Source organism: Sphaerisporangium rufum (assembly GCF_016863395.1).
GTDB lineage: Bacteria > Actinomycetota > Actinomycetes > Streptosporangiales > Streptosporangiaceae > Sphaerisporangium > Sphaerisporangium rufum.
The window spans coordinates 193,320-207,795 of sequence record NZ_BOOU01000036.1 but is presented as its reverse complement, the minus strand read 5'-3'; the positions used below and the strand labels follow the sequence as shown (position 1 = coordinate 207,795).

The following is a 14,476-nucleotide window of genomic DNA, read 5'->3' as shown; positions in this document are numbered from 1 at the left end:
GGCCGCGGTCGGTCCTGCCCGCATGCCTAGCTTCACACGACTCGCCGCCGCCTGCCCGTCTCGACGGGCGATTTCTTCTCCCGGTGCCGATGCGCGTAGCAATTTACCCACTCCAGGATGAACTAGTCACCGCCCCGGCATGCCACGCGACTGTAACGATCTTTGCTGTCGGCGGGACGAAACCTGAAACGAAGATCGGCCGCCACAGACGATCCGGCTGCGATTCTGGCCACGAGATTCCAGCAATCATGGTCCTCCGTCACGGCAGCGGTGATCGCATGAGCGGCAAAGACGAGGAGTTCCGCGAGTACGTGGTCACCCGCGGGCCGGCGCTGCTGCGCGTGGCCCACCAGCTCACCGGGCAGCCCGCCGACGCCGAGGATCTGCTGCAGGCCGCGCTGGCCAAGACCTACCTGGCCTGGGACCGCGTCCAGGACCGCGCGTCACTGGACGGCTATGTCCGGCGGGCCATGGTCAACATCAACATCTCGTGGTGGCGGCGCCGCCGGCTGGAGGAGTATCCGGCCGAGGAGCTGCCGGAGACGCCGGTCGGCGACGGCCCGGCGCCCGCGGAGATCCACGAGCTGCTGGAGCAGGCGCTGGACCGGCTGCCCGTGCGCCAGCGCACCGCGATCGTGCTGCGCTACTACGAGGACATGAGCGAGGGCGAGATCGCCCGGACCCTCGGCATCAGCATCGGCACCGTGAAGAGCACGGTGTCACGCGGGATGGCCAAGCTGCGCGGCGACCTGGTGGTCGTGCGGCCGTGCGCTCCCGAAACACAGCCGCAACCGCAGTCCTGACCCGCGGCCGGCGGCTCAGCCGGTGGGCGGGCAGGTCTCCCGCGTCCCGGTGGCGCCGGCGGTGGCGCACGGGCGCACCACGTTCCTGATCAGGGTCAGGGTCTCCAGGAACTCCTTCAGCCGGTCGGGGTCGAGCAGTCCGGTGAGCCACTTGTCTATGTCGTCCAGGTGCTGGGGCAGCACGTTCTGCAGCCGGGCCGCGCCCGCCTCGGTCAGCGTGGCGTAGGAGGCCCGCCGGTCGGTGGCGCATGCCACCCGTTCGACCAGCCCTTCCCGTTCCAGCCGGTCCACCACCCGGGTCACCCCGCTGGTCGACAGGGACGTCTGCGCGGCCAGGTCGCTCATCCGCAGGCTGCGCGCGGGGGAGCGCGCCAGCCTGATCAGTGTCTCGAAGTCGATCTCGGAAAGCCCCGCCGCGGCGAAGGCCGGCGCCGTCTTGGCCGTCAGCCCGGAGTGCACCTCGGCGAGCAGGCCCATCGCGGTCAGTCGGGGGTCGTCAGTTGGGATCACGTGTTCCATACTATGCGGACGTTAATTGACGAGCGGAATATTCCTCGTGTAGACATTTGTTGCCGAAGACATCAGCATCGACCCGCCGTTCCGTGGAGGACACACAGATGAGCACTCGCGCCTGGGAAGGCATCACGATCCCCGAGCCCGGCACCTTCGACCTGGACGCGTCGCACACCGTCGTCGGCTTCGTCACCAAGCACATGATGGTGAGCAAGGTCCGCGGCCGGTTCGCCGACTTCGCCGGCTCGGTCACGATCGCCGAGAACCCGCTCGACTCGTCCGCCGAGCTCACGATCAAGACCGCGAGCATCGACACCGGTAGCGCGGATCGCGACACCCACCTGCGCAGCGACGACTTCCTGGCCGTGGAGAAGTTCCCCGAGATCAACTTCCGCAGCACCCGGGTCGTCAGCCACTCCGACGACGAGTTCGTCGTCACCGGCGACCTCACCATCCGGGACGTCACCCGCGAGGTCACCCTCAAGGTCGAGTACGGCGGCGCGGGCACCAACCCCTGGGGCGCCGAGCTGTTCGGCTTCGCCCTGGAGACCGAGATCGACCGCGAGGAGTTCGGCCTCACCTGGAACGTCGCCCTGGAGACCGGCGGCGTCCTGGTCGGCAAGAAGGTCAAGATCGAGGTGGAGGGCGAGGCCACCCGCCGCGCCTGAACGTCCATGCACACCCTGTGTCCACAGGCTGTGGACACAGGGTGTGGACATCCACCCCGCGCTGGCCGGCCGGCTCCGGCCGGACGCTCGGCGAGCAGGTGATCGAGCGGCCCGGCCGTCGCGAACCCGACATGAACCGCCGTCACCGGCAATCCACTTTGCCGCCCGCCACCAAGGCCGGTACTCTGTCCTGAGCCAGACGGCTGCCAGCCGGCCGTCCGGTGTTCAAGGAGGCTTCGCCTAGTCAGGTCTATGGCGCCGCACTGCTAATGCGGTTTGGGTCTACAGCCCATCCGGGGTTCAAATCCCCGAGCCTCCGCACCTCAAAGGCCCTCTCCCGCACCCCGGGACGAGGGCCTTTTTGATCTTCAAAGGTGTCGTAGTTGCAGTTGGCCGCCGGAGATCATGTATCGCCCCAGAGCGCGGACCCCATGCGCTCGCTCGCGTCCCGCATCATCGCGCCGGCGACGTGCGTGTACCGCTCCGTCGTGGTCACCCGCGCATGCCCCAGGATCTCTTGGACCACGCGGATGTGGACGCCTTGCTCCACCAGGAGCGTACCCGCCGTGTGCCGGGCGTCATGGAGCCTGGCGTCCCGGACGCCTGCCCGCTTCAGAATGGACTTCCATACCTTGTAGTCCTCGCTCCGCTCCATGGGGCGCCCCCGCTGGGTGGCGAAGACGAGGTCATGTTCCTCCCACAGGTCGCCGGCCTTTGGTCGCGCCGCCGCCCCGATGCAGCCCGACGATCGCTTCATCGTGGTTGAGGTCTGCCATGGTCGGGGGCGATCGAAGATCCAGGGTTCGTTCCTCACCCTGGCTCACCGGGGAACGAGGTTGAGCGCTGTTGCACCGAGAGGGATCGAGAAGCAGGAGCTTCCGGCGTAGATAGTCCGATCCCGGTGGATCGCCCAGCGCAAGAGCGTGTGGGAGTGCATACCAAGATCCGGGATATGTGCGGGATGATCTCGCCCGCCAGGACTGCGAGCGGAGCCGTACGGCAAGCTCAAAGGCATGCCGCAGTCGGAATCGTCGGCCCGCTGTAAAACCGTCGGCGGTTAGAACAGGCCCGGGCAGTCGTCGGTGGCAGCGAAGCCGTTGGTGAACAGCGCCGCCCTCACGATCGCCTGGTTGTGGCTGGGCGCCGTACGTGGTTGGGGGCGATCGACGGTCCAGGGCTTTGTTCCTCAGCCCCAGCCCCCCGGGTGACGCGGCTTAGCGTCCGCGCGATAACTGAGGCATGTGGTCCGGGAGGCCGTTCCCGAGGGACCATACCCTGGTCTGTCCTTAAGATCACGGCACTGTCCTTCCGCATCCTGGAGGCTCAATGCCGGACAAGACCGTCTGTGACAAAGCCCTCTGTTACATCGTCCGAGACAGGCGGCTTCTCGTCTTCCGCCACCTGGACTACAGCCACGAAGAAGTCGGCATACAGGTACCCGCGGGCACGATCGAGCCGGGGGAAGATCCTGCGAGCGCAGCCTTACGCGAGGCTCGGGAGGAGACCGGCCTCACTCGGTTCACCATCGTCCGCAAGCTTGGGGTGGTCGACTACGACATCACCCCGTACCGTCCCGAAATCCAACGCCGCCACGTATTCCAGCTCGCTCTCCACCAGGACACCCTCCACCGGTGGACAAGCCACGAGGACCACGACGGGACTGGGCAGCCCATTCGCTTTGAATGCTTCTGGATCCCCCTCGAACACGGACACGTCCTGCAATCCGGTCAAGGCGCTCTACTCTCGCGCCTCTTCGACGAATAGACGGGAGGCTACGGCTTCGGGATACCCATCGAGGCGCGTCCATCACCGCCGGCCGCGGGTCCCGATCTGGCAGACGGAACACGCGCGTCCGCATAGTCCTTGATCCGATCATAGTTGCAGTTCTAGTTGCAATCCAGCGCCGTCCAGCCTCGTTCCAGGTGGACCGTCGAGCCCTGTTGGTCCAGGTGGAACCGATCGGGACAGGCAGGATCAGAGCTGCTAATGCGGTTTGGGTCTACAGCCCATCCGGGGTTCAAATCCCCGAGCCTCCGCATCTCAAAGGCCCTCTCCCGCTTCCCGGGACGAGGGCCTTTTTGATCTTCGACGATGGACCGTTGGGGTCGTGTCGTCGTTGCCGAAGATCAAATAGCCTGTAGGTATGCCGAATGTGGATCTTCCAGCGCTCTACGCCGAATTCGAGTCCTGGGTGTTTCCCGACTCTTGGACCAGCCGGGAGCACGCCGGGCTGACCGTCACCAGCGACGCGGGGGGTCACGCGATCGTCTTGGCGGCGTCCGAAGAATTCTGGGATGACCACGACGGTTCGGCGGCCCAGGCCGCCTGGGAAAGCCTGGAACCGCTGTGCCGCGACTACGAGGCGGCGGCCATCGCCGTCTGGGGCGATCCCCACCCGGTGGATGTCACCCGCCGGCTCGCCCGGGGCGAGTCATCGCCCTTCACCGAGCTTCTGATCGCGCACGGGACGATCAAGGGCCGTTTCTGGGATCGCGGCGAACGCGCGCTCGGTCTGTCCGTCGCCCAGATCGACAAGGAGATGGCGATCCAGGTCATCGCGTTCATCGTGCCAGCGGCCGAACTGAGTCTCTGAAGAGTGGAACGCCGTGCGCGGGGGAGAAGATCACCGATGTCCGGTCGGGCGGCCGGGGGTGCCGGTGAACGCGGCGCTGCACGGATCTCACCGAACCCGCCGCCCAAGGGCACCGGCGGAACGCTGATCCGGCGGTGGCGCGGCACCCCGAGGTCAGGCAGGGGAACCGGTCGATCGGCTGCCCGGACACCCGGCTGACAGACTCCATGGCCGTCGGAGTGACCAATGTGGGGAGACCGGCAGGTCACACGCTCGCGCAGGTAAAGGGATCGCCGATCCGGCGGCCGGCGTACCGTCAGGTTTCGCATGCACGGGGACGCCTCCGTCGCCGCTCCCCGTGAGTCTCAGCCGGGTGCCGTCTCGTCTCATCCGTCGAAACGATTCCGGTGGTATTCAGGGCCAGTGACCTGCGGTGATACGGAGCGTCATGAAAGGCGTTCTTGTTATTTCAGCGTGACCATCCGATAGTCGTCTGTCGATGGCCGTCCACTCCTGACATGGCCGGCCGCATCGCATCGGAGGTCTCCATGACCGCATCACGGAATCCCCGGGCCTGGCGGGCCCGGCGTTCCCTCGCGACCGGCGCCGCCGCGGCGGTCGTCGTGCTCGCCACCGCACTGGTCCACGCGTCCACCGCGGCCGCGGCTGCCGGCGTCCCGATCACCGGCATCGGCGGCAAGTGCGTCGACGTGGCCGGCGGCAGCAGCGCCAACGGCACCCGCGTCCAGTTGTGGACGTGCCACGGCGGCGTGGCCCAGCAGTGGACCGCCGGCACCGACGGCACGCTGCGCGCCCTCGGCAAGTGCCTCGACGTGGCCGGCGGTTCCACCGCCAACGGCGCGCGGGCGCAGATCTACGACTGCAACGGCTCCGGTTCGCAGCGCTGGACCGCGACCGCGAGCGGGCAGCTCGTCAGCCAGCCGTCCGGCAAGTGCCTGGACGCGAACGGCAACTCCAGCGCGGACGGCACCCTGCTGCAGATCTGGTCGTGCAACGGCGGTGCGAACCAGCGCTGGGTCATCGGCACCGGGCCGACCCCGACCCCCACGCCCACGCCCACGCTGACCCCCACCCCCACCCCCACTCCTACGCCGACGGTCACTCCCTCGCCGGGTACGCCGCGTCCCGGGGTCGGGCCGTGCACGCCGGGTGCGAGCTACCCCGACCCGCTGCCGTCGGCGTCGGTGACCGCCACGAAGATCCGGGACGGCTTCAACTTCCTGGAGGGCCCGGTCTGGGACGCCACCAGCCAGACCCTGCTGCTGTCGCTCATGCGTGACGGCACCGGGCCGGAGGGCGTCCAGCCCGCGGACGTGCTGCGGTTCACCGAGCCGGGCACCTTCGAGACCTTCATCTCCGGTTCCGGCAGCAACGGTCTGGCGCTCAGCCGGGACGGCGGCACGCTGCTGGCCGCGACGCACGACCAGCGCAGCGTCTCCTCCTTCCGGCTGGCCGACCGGGCGCGGGGCGTGGTGGCCTCCTCCTACCAGGGTCGCGCGTTCAACTCGCCGAACGACCTCACGGTGGGCGCCGACGGCACCGTGTACTTCACCGATCCCGACTTCCAGCGGGCGAACCGGGCGGACCAGATGTCCGGCCGCACCGGCGTGTACCGGGTCAAGGACGGTGTCGTGTCGCTGATCGACGACACCATCCGGGAGCCGAACGGCATCGTGCTCTCGCCGGACGGGCGGACGCTCTACGTGGGCGGCAACGGCACCGGACGGGTCTACAAGTGGCCGGTCAACGGCGACGGCAGCGTCGGCCAGCGCGCCGACTTCGCGTCGCTGAACGGTTCGGACGGCGCGACCATCGACTGCGCCGGCAACCTCTACCAGGCGTCCTACAACGACGGCAAGGTCCACGTGTACTCGCCGTCCGGGGTGCAGCTCGGCACCATCTCCGCCGGGCTGAACACCACCAACGTCGCCTTCGGCGGCCCGGACGGCCAGACGTTGTACATCACCTCGGGCACGCCCTCCCGGGGCGGGAACAGCGGGAACTTCGGCCTGTACCGCATCCGGCTGAACGTCCCCGGCTGGCCGTACTGACCTTGTTCCCGGTGACGGCGTTCCCGGTGACGGCGCTTCGCCCGGGTCGCCGGTGGCGCTGAGCCCTGCCACCTGGCGGGAGCGATGTGGCCGGCCGCTGACGGCGATCGGCGGCCGGACCCCGGAACTCCGGGAGTCCGGCCGCCGATGGTCGAACGGTGCCGCCCTGCCGTGCCGCCGGTAGGTCAGGGCGCGGGCAGCCGGCGGACCTTGAACGGCAGGTTCGGCTGCTGGCCGGTCTGCAGTCGCGGGATCTGGCCCTCGGCCACGTAGACGGACGAGCCGGTGACGGCCACCGAGCTGGGCTGGTCGAGCGAGGTCACCACGGTCGCGGTGCGCCTGCGCACGTCCACCACGCTCAACGGGCCGGGGTTCTCCGGGACCAGCAGGTGGTCACGGTCCAGCATCCGGATGCCGTCCGGGTTGACGAACCGCTTGCCGAGGTCGACGACCTGGGCCGGCCGCGCGGTGCCGTCCGGGGCGATGTCGACCTTGATCAGCTCGCCGCTGTTGTAGTTGGTGGTGTACAGGGAACGCGCGCCGTCGAACGCGATGCCGTTGATCTGCAGCCCCGCTCCGCTGGTGAAGGCGGGGTCCTGCGACCACACCGACAGCTTGCCGCCGGAGGCCGTCAGCGGGTTCGGCGTCGCCAGCCGCAGGATGCGGCCGGGCGGTTGCGGGGTGGCCGTCGGGTTGGTGGTGTCGGTGAGGTAGACCGCGCCCTGGGCCAGGGTGATGTCCGCGCAGACGCCGCCGTCCGGCAGGGTGTACGCCGCCTCCAGCCTGCCGGTCGACAGGCGGTACGCCTGCAGGACGGTGGGCGTCTGGAACGACAGGTCGATGGCGCACGCCCACAGCACGCCGCGCCGCGGGTCGGCGAGCACGCCGGCGGTGCCGAGGTTCACCCCGGCCGGCAGGAACGTCTGCGCGGTCGTGGACCCGGGCCGGAACCGGACGATCTCGCCGGTCACGATGCTGGAGGCGAACACCGTGCCGTCCGGCGTGGCCGCGACGCTCTCGGGATGGAAATTGTCACCCGGGATGACGAGGTCGGCCGACCGGTGTGACGACGTGGCCGGGTCCTGCCGCCGGTCGGCCAGCGCGGCCGGTCCGGAGCCGGTGGCGACCAGGGTGCCGAGGCACAGCGCGATCACGAGATTGCGACGCAAGAGTTTCATGTCCCCTTTCCGCAGGGACGGACGACCCCCGTCCGGCACCCTGCTGAAGTTGATCATAAGTATTCGGACCGTCCGGCAACCGGCATTTGGGACAGAAGATCATTTTGTTGTTCGGTGCGATGTCGCACCCGGCAGGGGTTGAACCTCTCGCGACGAGAGGTCCTACCGTCGTCAGGGTGATGGAGGAGGACACCGGACGCCGGTGGAGCATCGGCGAGCTGGCCCGGGCCGGCGGCGTCACCGTGCGGACGCTCCGCCACTACGACGACATCGGGCTGGTGCGGGCGAGCGAGCGGACGCCGGCCGGCCACCGCCGGTACACCGAGCCCGACCTGCGCCGCCTGTACCGGGTGCGGGCCCTGCGCGCGCTGGGGGTGCCCCTGGCGGAGATCGGTGCGGTGATAGCCCGCCCGGCGGACGACCTGGCGGCGATGCGCGAGCTGCTCGGCGCGCAGCTGGCCGGGCTCGAAGAGCAGGCCGCCCGGATCGCCCGGCTGACCCGCCAGGTCCGCGGCCTGCTCGCGCAGCTCGGCCGGTCGTCGATGCCCCATCCCGACCAGTTCATGACGACCCTGGAGATGATCTCGATGCTGGACGGCTACTTCACCCAGGAACAGCAGGAACAACTGGCGCGGCGGCGCGCCGAACTCGGGCCGGAGGCCGTCGAGGCGGCGCGGGCCCGGTGGGCCGGGCTCGTCGACGAACTGCTCGCGCACGTGCGGGCCGGCACCCCGGTGGACGACCCGCGGGTGCGGGAACTCGTCCGCGACTGGGACGAGCTGGGTGCCGCCTTCCACCCGGCCGGCGGCCAGACCGAGGAGGCGGCCCGGCGGATGTGGCGGGAACAGGGCACCGAACTCGGCCGCCGCCTGCCCTGGCCGCCGGAGCGGATGGCCGAACTGCTCGCCTACCTCGACCGGGCCAGGCAGGCGCACTGAGAGGACCTCGCCACGGACCCGCGCGACCGTACGGATGACGCGCGCGGGCCTGCCGCCGTGCAGATCAGCGGCGGCGGCCGATGGTGAGGGGGGCCCACCAGTGGCGGGTGAGCCGGCCGTCCGGGCGGGCGGCGAGCAGCCGGCGGATCTCCGCGTAGAGGTGGGCGCGCCTGGCCGGCGCCATGGCGATGTGGCCGGAGAAGGTGTCCAGCAGCGCCAGGTACTGTTCGGCGGTGTACTCCAGCGCCCACACGTACCGGCGGGTCGCGACCACGGTGAACAGGCCGGAGGCCTCGAACTCGGCCGGGGTGGGGTCGGGTTCGTCCTCCGGCGGGGGCGGCGGCCAGGTGCCGTCGTGGCCCTCGCCGATCTCCTGGTACACCCGCTGGATCTCGGTGAAGAACGGGTCGGCGTCCGCCGGGTTGGCGTGCCCGGCCGCCCACACCGCCAGCCGGCCGCCCGGCCGGAGGACCCCGGCGGCCTTCGCGTACTTCACCGGGCCGACCCATTTCCAGGCGGTGGCCGCGTAGACGAGGTCGTACCGCTCCCCGGCCGGCGGCCGCCACTCCTCGAACGAGGACGTGACGACCGAGACGTCGGGGAACGCCGCCAGATTGCGCCGGGCCTCGGCGGCCAGCGCGGCGCCGAGCTCGACCGCGGTGATCCGGAACCCCTGCCGGGCGAGCGGGAGGGTGGCCTTGCCCGGCCCGCAGCCCACTTCGAGCAGGCGCGCGCCCCGGGCCGTCCCGGTGAGTTCGAGCAGGTCGGCGTACAGGGCGGCCGGGTACTCGGGACGGGCGTCCTGGTAGCGCGCGGCCGCCTGGTCGAAGGTGGTCCGCAGCCGTTCGCGGGACATGTCCGGTCCTTTCCCAGGATGACCCGCCGGTCACCCCAGCGGGTGGCGTACCCAGACGTTGGGCTCGACGTAGACGGCGTGGTCGTGGGTGACGTCGCAGTGCACCGGCACCAGGGCGCCGGGGACGTCCACCTCGCCGGTCCGGTCGAACGGCAGGCCGGTCCATTCGCGCCACTCGGCCAGGGTGCCGGCGACCACCATGGACCGGCTCGCGATCTTGTCGATCGCGCCACCGGCCCGCACGTGCACCCGCAGCCAGGGGTCGGCCGGCAGGCCGTCGTCCCGGCGCAGCGCGGCGTACTCGGCCATCGGGACCCGCCGGTGCAGGTGCTTGTTGCTCGGGCGTACCGGGGCGAGCAGCTCGGCGAAGCCGAGCCCGGCGGCGTGGGCCCGCAGCGCGGCGAGCATGACGGCCGACAGTCCCCGGCCCTGCAGATCCGGCCGGATGGTGATCTCCAGCGCCGAGATGGCGTCCGGGGGCGTGCCGCGCCGCCGGTCGGCCGTCGCCCGCCACAGCACCCCGTCCCAGCCGTCGTCGGGCAGCTCGCCGCCGCCCAGCGCGAAGGGCACCGAAAATGCCCGCGCGACCGGTTCGCCGGCGTCGTCGGTCGCCACCAGGACGTGGTCGGCGTACCTGGTGGCGGCCAGCGGGTAGTACAGGCCGGCCGCCGGGTCGTGCTTCATGAACACCGGCCAGGTGTCCGGCATCCTCCACAGCTCCGCCGCGAGCCCGGGCCGCTCGGCCAGCGTGGTGATGTGCGGGTCCATTCCGGGATGGTCGCAGCGCCCGCGGGCCCACGGCAAAGCGTTTTACCGGATCCGGGGGGTCACGCGTCCCAGGTGACCGGCAGGCGGTGCACGCCGTAGATCAGCATGTCGGTGCGCAGCGGGATCTCCTCCGGCGGGACGGCCAGGCGCAGGGTGGGGAACCTGGCGAGCAGCGCGGGGATGCTCACCCGCATCTCGACCCGGGCGAGCTGCTGGCCGAGGCACTGGTGGATGCCGTGCCCGAAGGCCAGATGGCCGGCGGTGCTCCGGTGAAGGTCCAGCGTGTCGGGGTCGGGGAAGTGCGCCGGGTCGCGGTTGGCGGCCGGGATGGACACGGTGACCGACTGTCCGGCCTTGATGAGCTGCCCGCCGATCTCGACGTCCTCCAGCGCGGCCCGCACCGTGCCCGGGATGATGCTCAGGTAGCGCAGCAGCTCCTCGACGGCCTGGTCGGCCAGGCCCGGGTCCGCGCGCAGCTCGGCGAGCAGGTCCGGCCGGTCGAGCAGGGCGTACGCGCCCAGGGCGATCATGTTGGCGGTGGTCTCGAAGCCCGCGCCCATCAGGACGCCGCCGAGGTTGGTCAGTTCCTCGTCGGTCAGGTCGGTGCCGGTGGCCAGGCCGCTGAGCAGGTCGTCCCCGGGGGCGGCGCGCTTGGCGCGGATCTGGCCGGCCATGAACGCCTGGACCGCGGCGTAGGCGGCCATCTTCTGCTCCGCGGTGGTGTCCATGCTCAGCAGCGTGGACATGTCCCGCTGGAACGGGTCGCGCTCGGACGCCGGCACGCCGAGCAGCTCGCAGATGACCAGGCCGGGGATGGGCAGCGCGAACGCGGTCACCAGGTCGGCGGGCGGTCCCTGCCGGGCCATCGCGTCCAGGTGCTCGGCGGTGATCTCCTCGATCCGGCCGGTGAGCATGCGCATCCGGTGCACGGTGAACTGCCCGGTCAGCAGGCGCCGGTACCGGGTGTGCTCGGGCGGGTCCATGGCGTTGAAGGCCCCCGGTGGCGCCGGCTGGGCCGCGGTGACGCGCGCGGTCTCCAGCGGCAGGTGCTGCAGGTCGGGACGGTGGCTGAACCGGGGATCGGCGAGGACCGCCCGTACCAGGGAATGTCCGGTGACCAGCCACCCTTCGTGCCCGTCCGGGTAGGTCATCGGGCTGATCGGCTGTTCGGCGCGCAGCTTCGCGAGTTCGTCCGGCGGGTCGAACGGTCGGCCCGCCCGGCGGGCGTTCGATAACGACGTGGGGGCGGTGGACTCTGACATCGTGCTCCTTCGAGGGACATGGGACGTGCGGGTCGTCGGGGAGGGGTCAGGGCCGGGCCGGCCGTCCGGGCGGGAGCTTGCCGAGCGCGGCGGTGTACTCGGCCGCCTCGTCGGTGCCGAGCACCGGGTGGGAGTAGAGGTCGAGCAGCGTCCGGGCGAGCAGCAGCTCGCCCTCCGGGGTGTCCAGGTCGACGCCCATGGCCCGGGCCACATGATCACGCAGCACGGCGGTCGACAGCGCCATGGCGGTGAACGCCGCCGCCCGGGCGCGCCGGCCGACCTGCGGAGCGTCGGGCCGGCGAGGGTCGTTCTCGGCGAACCACTCCTCCGCCAGCTCGACCAGCTGGTCGAACACCGCCTCGGCCGACCCGGCCACCAGGGCGTGCGCGAGGTAGCGCCGGTAAGGGCCGAGGGCGGCGTTGGTGGTGGCGATCGGGTTGTCCTGGTGGAGCATGCGGCCGGACCGCACGTCGTCGTTGAGCCGGCGGATCTGCTTGATCAGGTGCGCGTCGCACGCCTCGCGCAGCGCCTGCTTGGAGCCGAAGTGGTGGCGGACCAGCCCGGACGACACTCCGGCGCTCTCGGCGATGCCCCGGATGGTGGCCCGTTCGTAGCCGTACTCCCCGAAATGCCGCATCGCCGCGTCCCGGATGCGGGCGCGGGCGGTGAGGTCCTCGGGGTCGGGTCCGGTCGGGCTCACGCCAGATCTCCTACTCGCTCGTACAGCCAACTAGATGCTCGGACAATTGACTATACGCCTGTGTAGCCTGGATGGCCGGTCGGGGCGCGGTGCGTGGTGCCGGCGGCTGGTCGGGGCCGGACCGGAGCGGCGGTGAACGCGGCGTCCCCCGGAAGGCGGCGGGGCAGATCTGCATCGGCACGATAGGAATCCAAGGTGGGACATGCCATGATTTGTCCCGGTCCAGGTCGCCCCCACCCTGGAGAACCATGGAATCCCCTCCCGCGGGCCCGCCGCCGCTCCCCCGGCGGGCCGAGTCCAAGCGCTGCGCCGAGCTCGACCAGGCCGGCCTGCGGTGCGTCCTGCCCGTGGACCACCCCGGGTCGCACATCCATCCGCGTCCGGGCGGGACGTGACTACGATTCCCGGCATGCGGATCTTCGCGAGCATCGACGAACTGAAGGCGGCCACCGGCGAGCACCTGGGCCACACCCCGTGGCGGCGGATCACCCAGGAGCAGGTCGACCTGTTCGCCGACGCCACCGGCGACCACCAGTGGATCCACGTGGACGCCGAGCGGGCCAAGGCCGGGCCGTTCGGCGGGACCATCGCGCACGGGTACCTGAGCCTGTCCCTGCTGCCGTCCTTCACCCAGGAGCTGTACCGGGTCGAGGGGGTGACGATGGGCGTCAACTACGGGCTGAACAAGGTACGGTTCCCCGCCCCGGTGCCGGTCGGCGCCGAGGTCCGGGCCGGCGCGGAGATCCTCAGCGTGCGCGGTACGCCCGCCGGCACGCACTGCGCGCTGAAGGTGACCATCGAGGTGGCGGACCAGGCGAAGCCCGCCTGCGTCGCGGAGTCGCTGTCCCTGCTGGTCACCGGCTGACCCGCCGGGCGTCCGGTTCAGCCGGGCAGCGGCAGCTCGGCCCGCACCCGCCAGCCGCCCTCGAACGGCCCGGCGGACAGCCGCCCGCCCACCCGGCCGGCTCGGCGCCGCATGGTGGCGAGCCCGTCGGACGGCCGCCGGGACGGCTGCCCGCCGTCCATCGGCCGGTCCACGGTGAGGGTGATCCCGCCGGGGCGGTAGCACAGCACCACGCTCGCGCTCTGGCCGCCGTGCCGGACCACGTCGGTCAGCGCCTCCTCAAGGATCCGCATCCCGGCCAGGTCCACCGGATCGGGCAGCGCGCGCGGCGGGCCGGCCACGTGCAACCGGACGGCCAGCCCGGCGTCCCGGCACGACTGCACCAGGTCGGCGAGGCTGGGGCGCGGGTAGTCGTACTCGGCGCGCAGCAGGGACCGGTGAAAGTCGCGTACCCGCCGGGCGTGCTCGCGGGCCGCCGCCGTCCCCTGGTTGCGGCGGCGGACCAGCAGGGCGGCCAGGACGACCAGGCAGCCGAGGACCGCCACTCCGATCGCCGCGGCGAGCTGTCCGGGAAGAGCACCCGTGCCGTACAACGCTGCCTGGATCATGGGCACACCCGCAGCTTCCGGCCGAAAGGCCACGTCGAGTCACCTGAGCTGGTTCATTGCCGTGGCCCGCGCGCGCCACGCTCGGCGGCCGCAAAGTTTGCAGAGGTATTGTCCGGTTGATACGGGTTTGGCGATGAATTCCGGTGATGTCCGCACTTGTGGGGGCGGCCGGGTGCTGCGCCTATGCTGAGGTCCGTGGAGCAGAACTTCCTGGACGAGACCTTCGAGCTGCGCACCGAGTACATCCCGCTGTGCGACCTGCTCAAGTACTGCTCGGTCACCGAGAGCGGCGGCGAGGCCAAGCACTTCATCGCCGCCGGCAACGTCCTGGTCGACGGGGACGTCGAGCTGCGCAAGACCTGCAAGATCCGGGCCGGCCAGGTGGTCAGCGGCCTCGACTTCGAGATCCGGGTGATCGCCCCCCGCTGACCCCGGCCCTCACAGCAGCGGACGGACGATCGCCACCGCCGCCACCAGCGCGAGCACCCCCAGATACGCCAGCACCAGCCGGGTGTCGCGCAGCACGCACTTGCTGCGGGTCAGCCCGGCCCGCCGGGCCCGCAGGTAACCGGCGAACCCCAGCGCCGCGAACCCGAGCAGCGCCCACGGGCCGAGCAGCCAGCCCAGCAGCGCGACCGTCGCGTACACGCACAACCGCAGCGGATCATGCGGTTGCGCGGTCACCGCAGGACCA

General features: G+C 70.9%; 18 protein-coding genes and 1 tRNA gene. 10 read left to right on the top strand and 9 right to left on the bottom strand.

Translation table 11 applies throughout. From position 1 onward, the window contains the following. The first annotated feature begins 278 nt into the window (after positions 1 to 278). Entirely contained in the window at positions 279 to 803 is a 525-nt protein-coding gene (locus tag Sru01_RS13085; protein ID WP_203984575.1) for a SigE family RNA polymerase sigma factor, read from the top strand. Positions 804 to 818: 15 nt separating this feature from the next. Here the strand turns inward: Sru01_RS13085 and Sru01_RS13080 are convergent, their stop codons facing one another. After that, positions 819 to 1,322, bottom strand: a complete 504-nt coding sequence (locus Sru01_RS13080; protein ID WP_203984573.1) for a MarR family winged helix-turn-helix transcriptional regulator — start codon at positions 1,320 to 1,322, stop codon at positions 819 to 821. 98 nt (positions 1,323 to 1,420) lie between these two features. On the opposite strand from Sru01_RS13080, the gene Sru01_RS13075 reads away from it, so the two are divergent. Together Sru01_RS13075 and Sru01_RS13070 are read left to right on the top strand one after the other, a co-directional pair. Beyond that, on the top strand, positions 1,421 to 1,984 hold the full coding sequence (locus Sru01_RS13075) for a YceI family protein (RefSeq protein WP_203984571.1): 564 nt from the start codon (positions 1,421 to 1,423) through the stop codon (positions 1,982 to 1,984). A 229-nt stretch (positions 1,985 to 2,213) separates the two neighbouring features. After that, positions 2,214 to 2,303, top strand: a tRNA-Ser gene (locus Sru01_RS13070). 84 nt (positions 2,304 to 2,387) lie between these two features. Here Sru01_RS13070 and Sru01_RS13065 read toward each other — a convergent pair. Beyond that, positions 2,388 to 2,798, bottom strand: coding sequence for a tyrosine-type recombinase/integrase (locus Sru01_RS13065; protein WP_203984569.1), 411 nt, complete (start codon positions 2,796 to 2,798; stop codon positions 2,388 to 2,390). A gap of 512 nt (positions 2,799 to 3,310) precedes the next feature. Between Sru01_RS13065 and Sru01_RS13060 the strand changes: the two genes are divergently transcribed. The 3 genes from Sru01_RS13060 (at position 3,311) to Sru01_RS13050 (ending at position 6,628) form a co-directional block, all read left to right on the top strand. Then, positions 3,311 to 3,748: an NUDIX hydrolase gene (locus tag Sru01_RS13060; RefSeq protein ID WP_203984568.1), complete on the top strand. Its 438-nt coding sequence runs from the start codon at positions 3,311 to 3,313 to the stop codon at positions 3,746 to 3,748. Between the two features lie 379 nt (positions 3,749 to 4,127). Then, positions 4,128 to 4,577 carry a hypothetical protein gene (locus tag Sru01_RS13055; protein ID WP_203984566.1) on the top strand — a complete coding sequence of 150 codons (450 nt, stop codon included), beginning with the start codon at positions 4,128 to 4,130 and terminating at the stop codon, positions 4,575 to 4,577. A 527-nt stretch (positions 4,578 to 5,104) separates the two neighbouring features. Next, the gene (locus Sru01_RS13050) at positions 5,105 to 6,628 is read left to right on the top strand and encodes an SMP-30/gluconolactonase/LRE family protein (RefSeq protein WP_239137368.1); all 1,524 of its coding nucleotides are present in this window, start codon (positions 5,105 to 5,107) and stop codon (positions 6,626 to 6,628) included. A gap of 185 nt (positions 6,629 to 6,813) precedes the next feature. Here the strand turns inward: Sru01_RS13050 and Sru01_RS13045 are convergent, their stop codons facing one another. Next, positions 6,814 to 7,806, bottom strand: a complete 993-nt coding sequence (locus tag Sru01_RS13045) for an SMP-30/gluconolactonase/LRE family protein (protein WP_203984562.1) — start codon at positions 7,804 to 7,806, stop codon at positions 6,814 to 6,816. A 179-nt stretch (positions 7,807 to 7,985) separates the two neighbouring features. Here Sru01_RS13045 and Sru01_RS13040 point away from each other — a divergent pair, with 179 nt between their 5' ends. Then, positions 7,986 to 8,744: a MerR family transcriptional regulator gene (locus Sru01_RS13040; protein ID WP_239137380.1), complete on the top strand. Its 759-nt coding sequence runs from the start codon at positions 7,986 to 7,988 to the stop codon at positions 8,742 to 8,744. 64 nt (positions 8,745 to 8,808) lie between these two features. On the opposite strand, the gene Sru01_RS13035 is transcribed toward Sru01_RS13040, so the two are convergent. The 4 genes from Sru01_RS13035 to Sru01_RS13020 are packed head-to-tail and all read right to left on the bottom strand — an operon-like array spanning position 8,809 to position 12,330. Beyond that, positions 8,809 to 9,600, bottom strand: coding sequence for a class I SAM-dependent methyltransferase (locus Sru01_RS13035; protein WP_203984560.1), 792 nt, complete (start codon positions 9,598 to 9,600; stop codon positions 8,809 to 8,811). Positions 9,601 to 9,630: 30 nt separating this feature from the next. Next, on the bottom strand, positions 9,631 to 10,368 hold the full coding sequence (locus Sru01_RS13030) for a GNAT family N-acetyltransferase (RefSeq protein WP_203984559.1): 738 nt from the start codon (positions 10,366 to 10,368) through the stop codon (positions 9,631 to 9,633). A gap of 59 nt (positions 10,369 to 10,427) precedes the next feature. Then, positions 10,428 to 11,630, bottom strand: a complete 1,203-nt coding sequence (locus Sru01_RS13025; RefSeq protein WP_203984558.1) for a cytochrome P450 — start codon at positions 11,628 to 11,630, stop codon at positions 10,428 to 10,430. Between the two features lie 46 nt (positions 11,631 to 11,676). Beyond that, positions 11,677 to 12,330: a TetR/AcrR family transcriptional regulator gene (locus Sru01_RS13020; RefSeq protein ID WP_239137367.1), complete on the bottom strand. Its 654-nt coding sequence runs from the start codon at positions 12,328 to 12,330 to the stop codon at positions 11,677 to 11,679. Between the two features lie 248 nt (positions 12,331 to 12,578). Between Sru01_RS13020 and Sru01_RS13015 the strand changes: the two genes are divergently transcribed. After that, on the top strand, positions 12,579 to 12,725 hold the full coding sequence (locus tag Sru01_RS13015; RefSeq protein ID WP_203984557.1) for a hypothetical protein: 147 nt from the start codon (positions 12,579 to 12,581) through the stop codon (positions 12,723 to 12,725). A gap of 14 nt (positions 12,726 to 12,739) precedes the next feature. Beyond that, a complete protein-coding gene (locus Sru01_RS13010; protein ID WP_203984555.1) occupies positions 12,740 to 13,195 on the top strand; it encodes a MaoC family dehydratase in 456 nt (151 codons plus the stop codon). 17 nt (positions 13,196 to 13,212) lie between these two features. Here the strand turns inward: Sru01_RS13010 and Sru01_RS13005 are convergent, their stop codons facing one another. Continuing rightward, on the bottom strand, positions 13,213 to 13,782 hold the full coding sequence (locus tag Sru01_RS13005) for a sensor histidine kinase (RefSeq protein ID WP_203984551.1): 570 nt from the start codon (positions 13,780 to 13,782) through the stop codon (positions 13,213 to 13,215). A gap of 195 nt (positions 13,783 to 13,977) precedes the next feature. Between Sru01_RS13005 and Sru01_RS13000 the strand changes: the two genes are divergently transcribed. Beyond that, on the top strand, positions 13,978 to 14,211 hold the full coding sequence (locus tag Sru01_RS13000; protein WP_239137366.1) for an RNA-binding S4 domain-containing protein: 234 nt from the start codon (positions 13,978 to 13,980) through the stop codon (positions 14,209 to 14,211). A 9-nt stretch (positions 14,212 to 14,220) separates the two neighbouring features. Here Sru01_RS13000 and Sru01_RS12995 read toward each other — a convergent pair whose 3' ends face one another. After that, entirely contained in the window at positions 14,221 to 14,466 is a 246-nt protein-coding gene (locus Sru01_RS12995) for a hypothetical protein (protein WP_203984549.1), read from the bottom strand. Between the last annotated feature and the right edge of the window lie 10 nt (positions 14,467 to 14,476).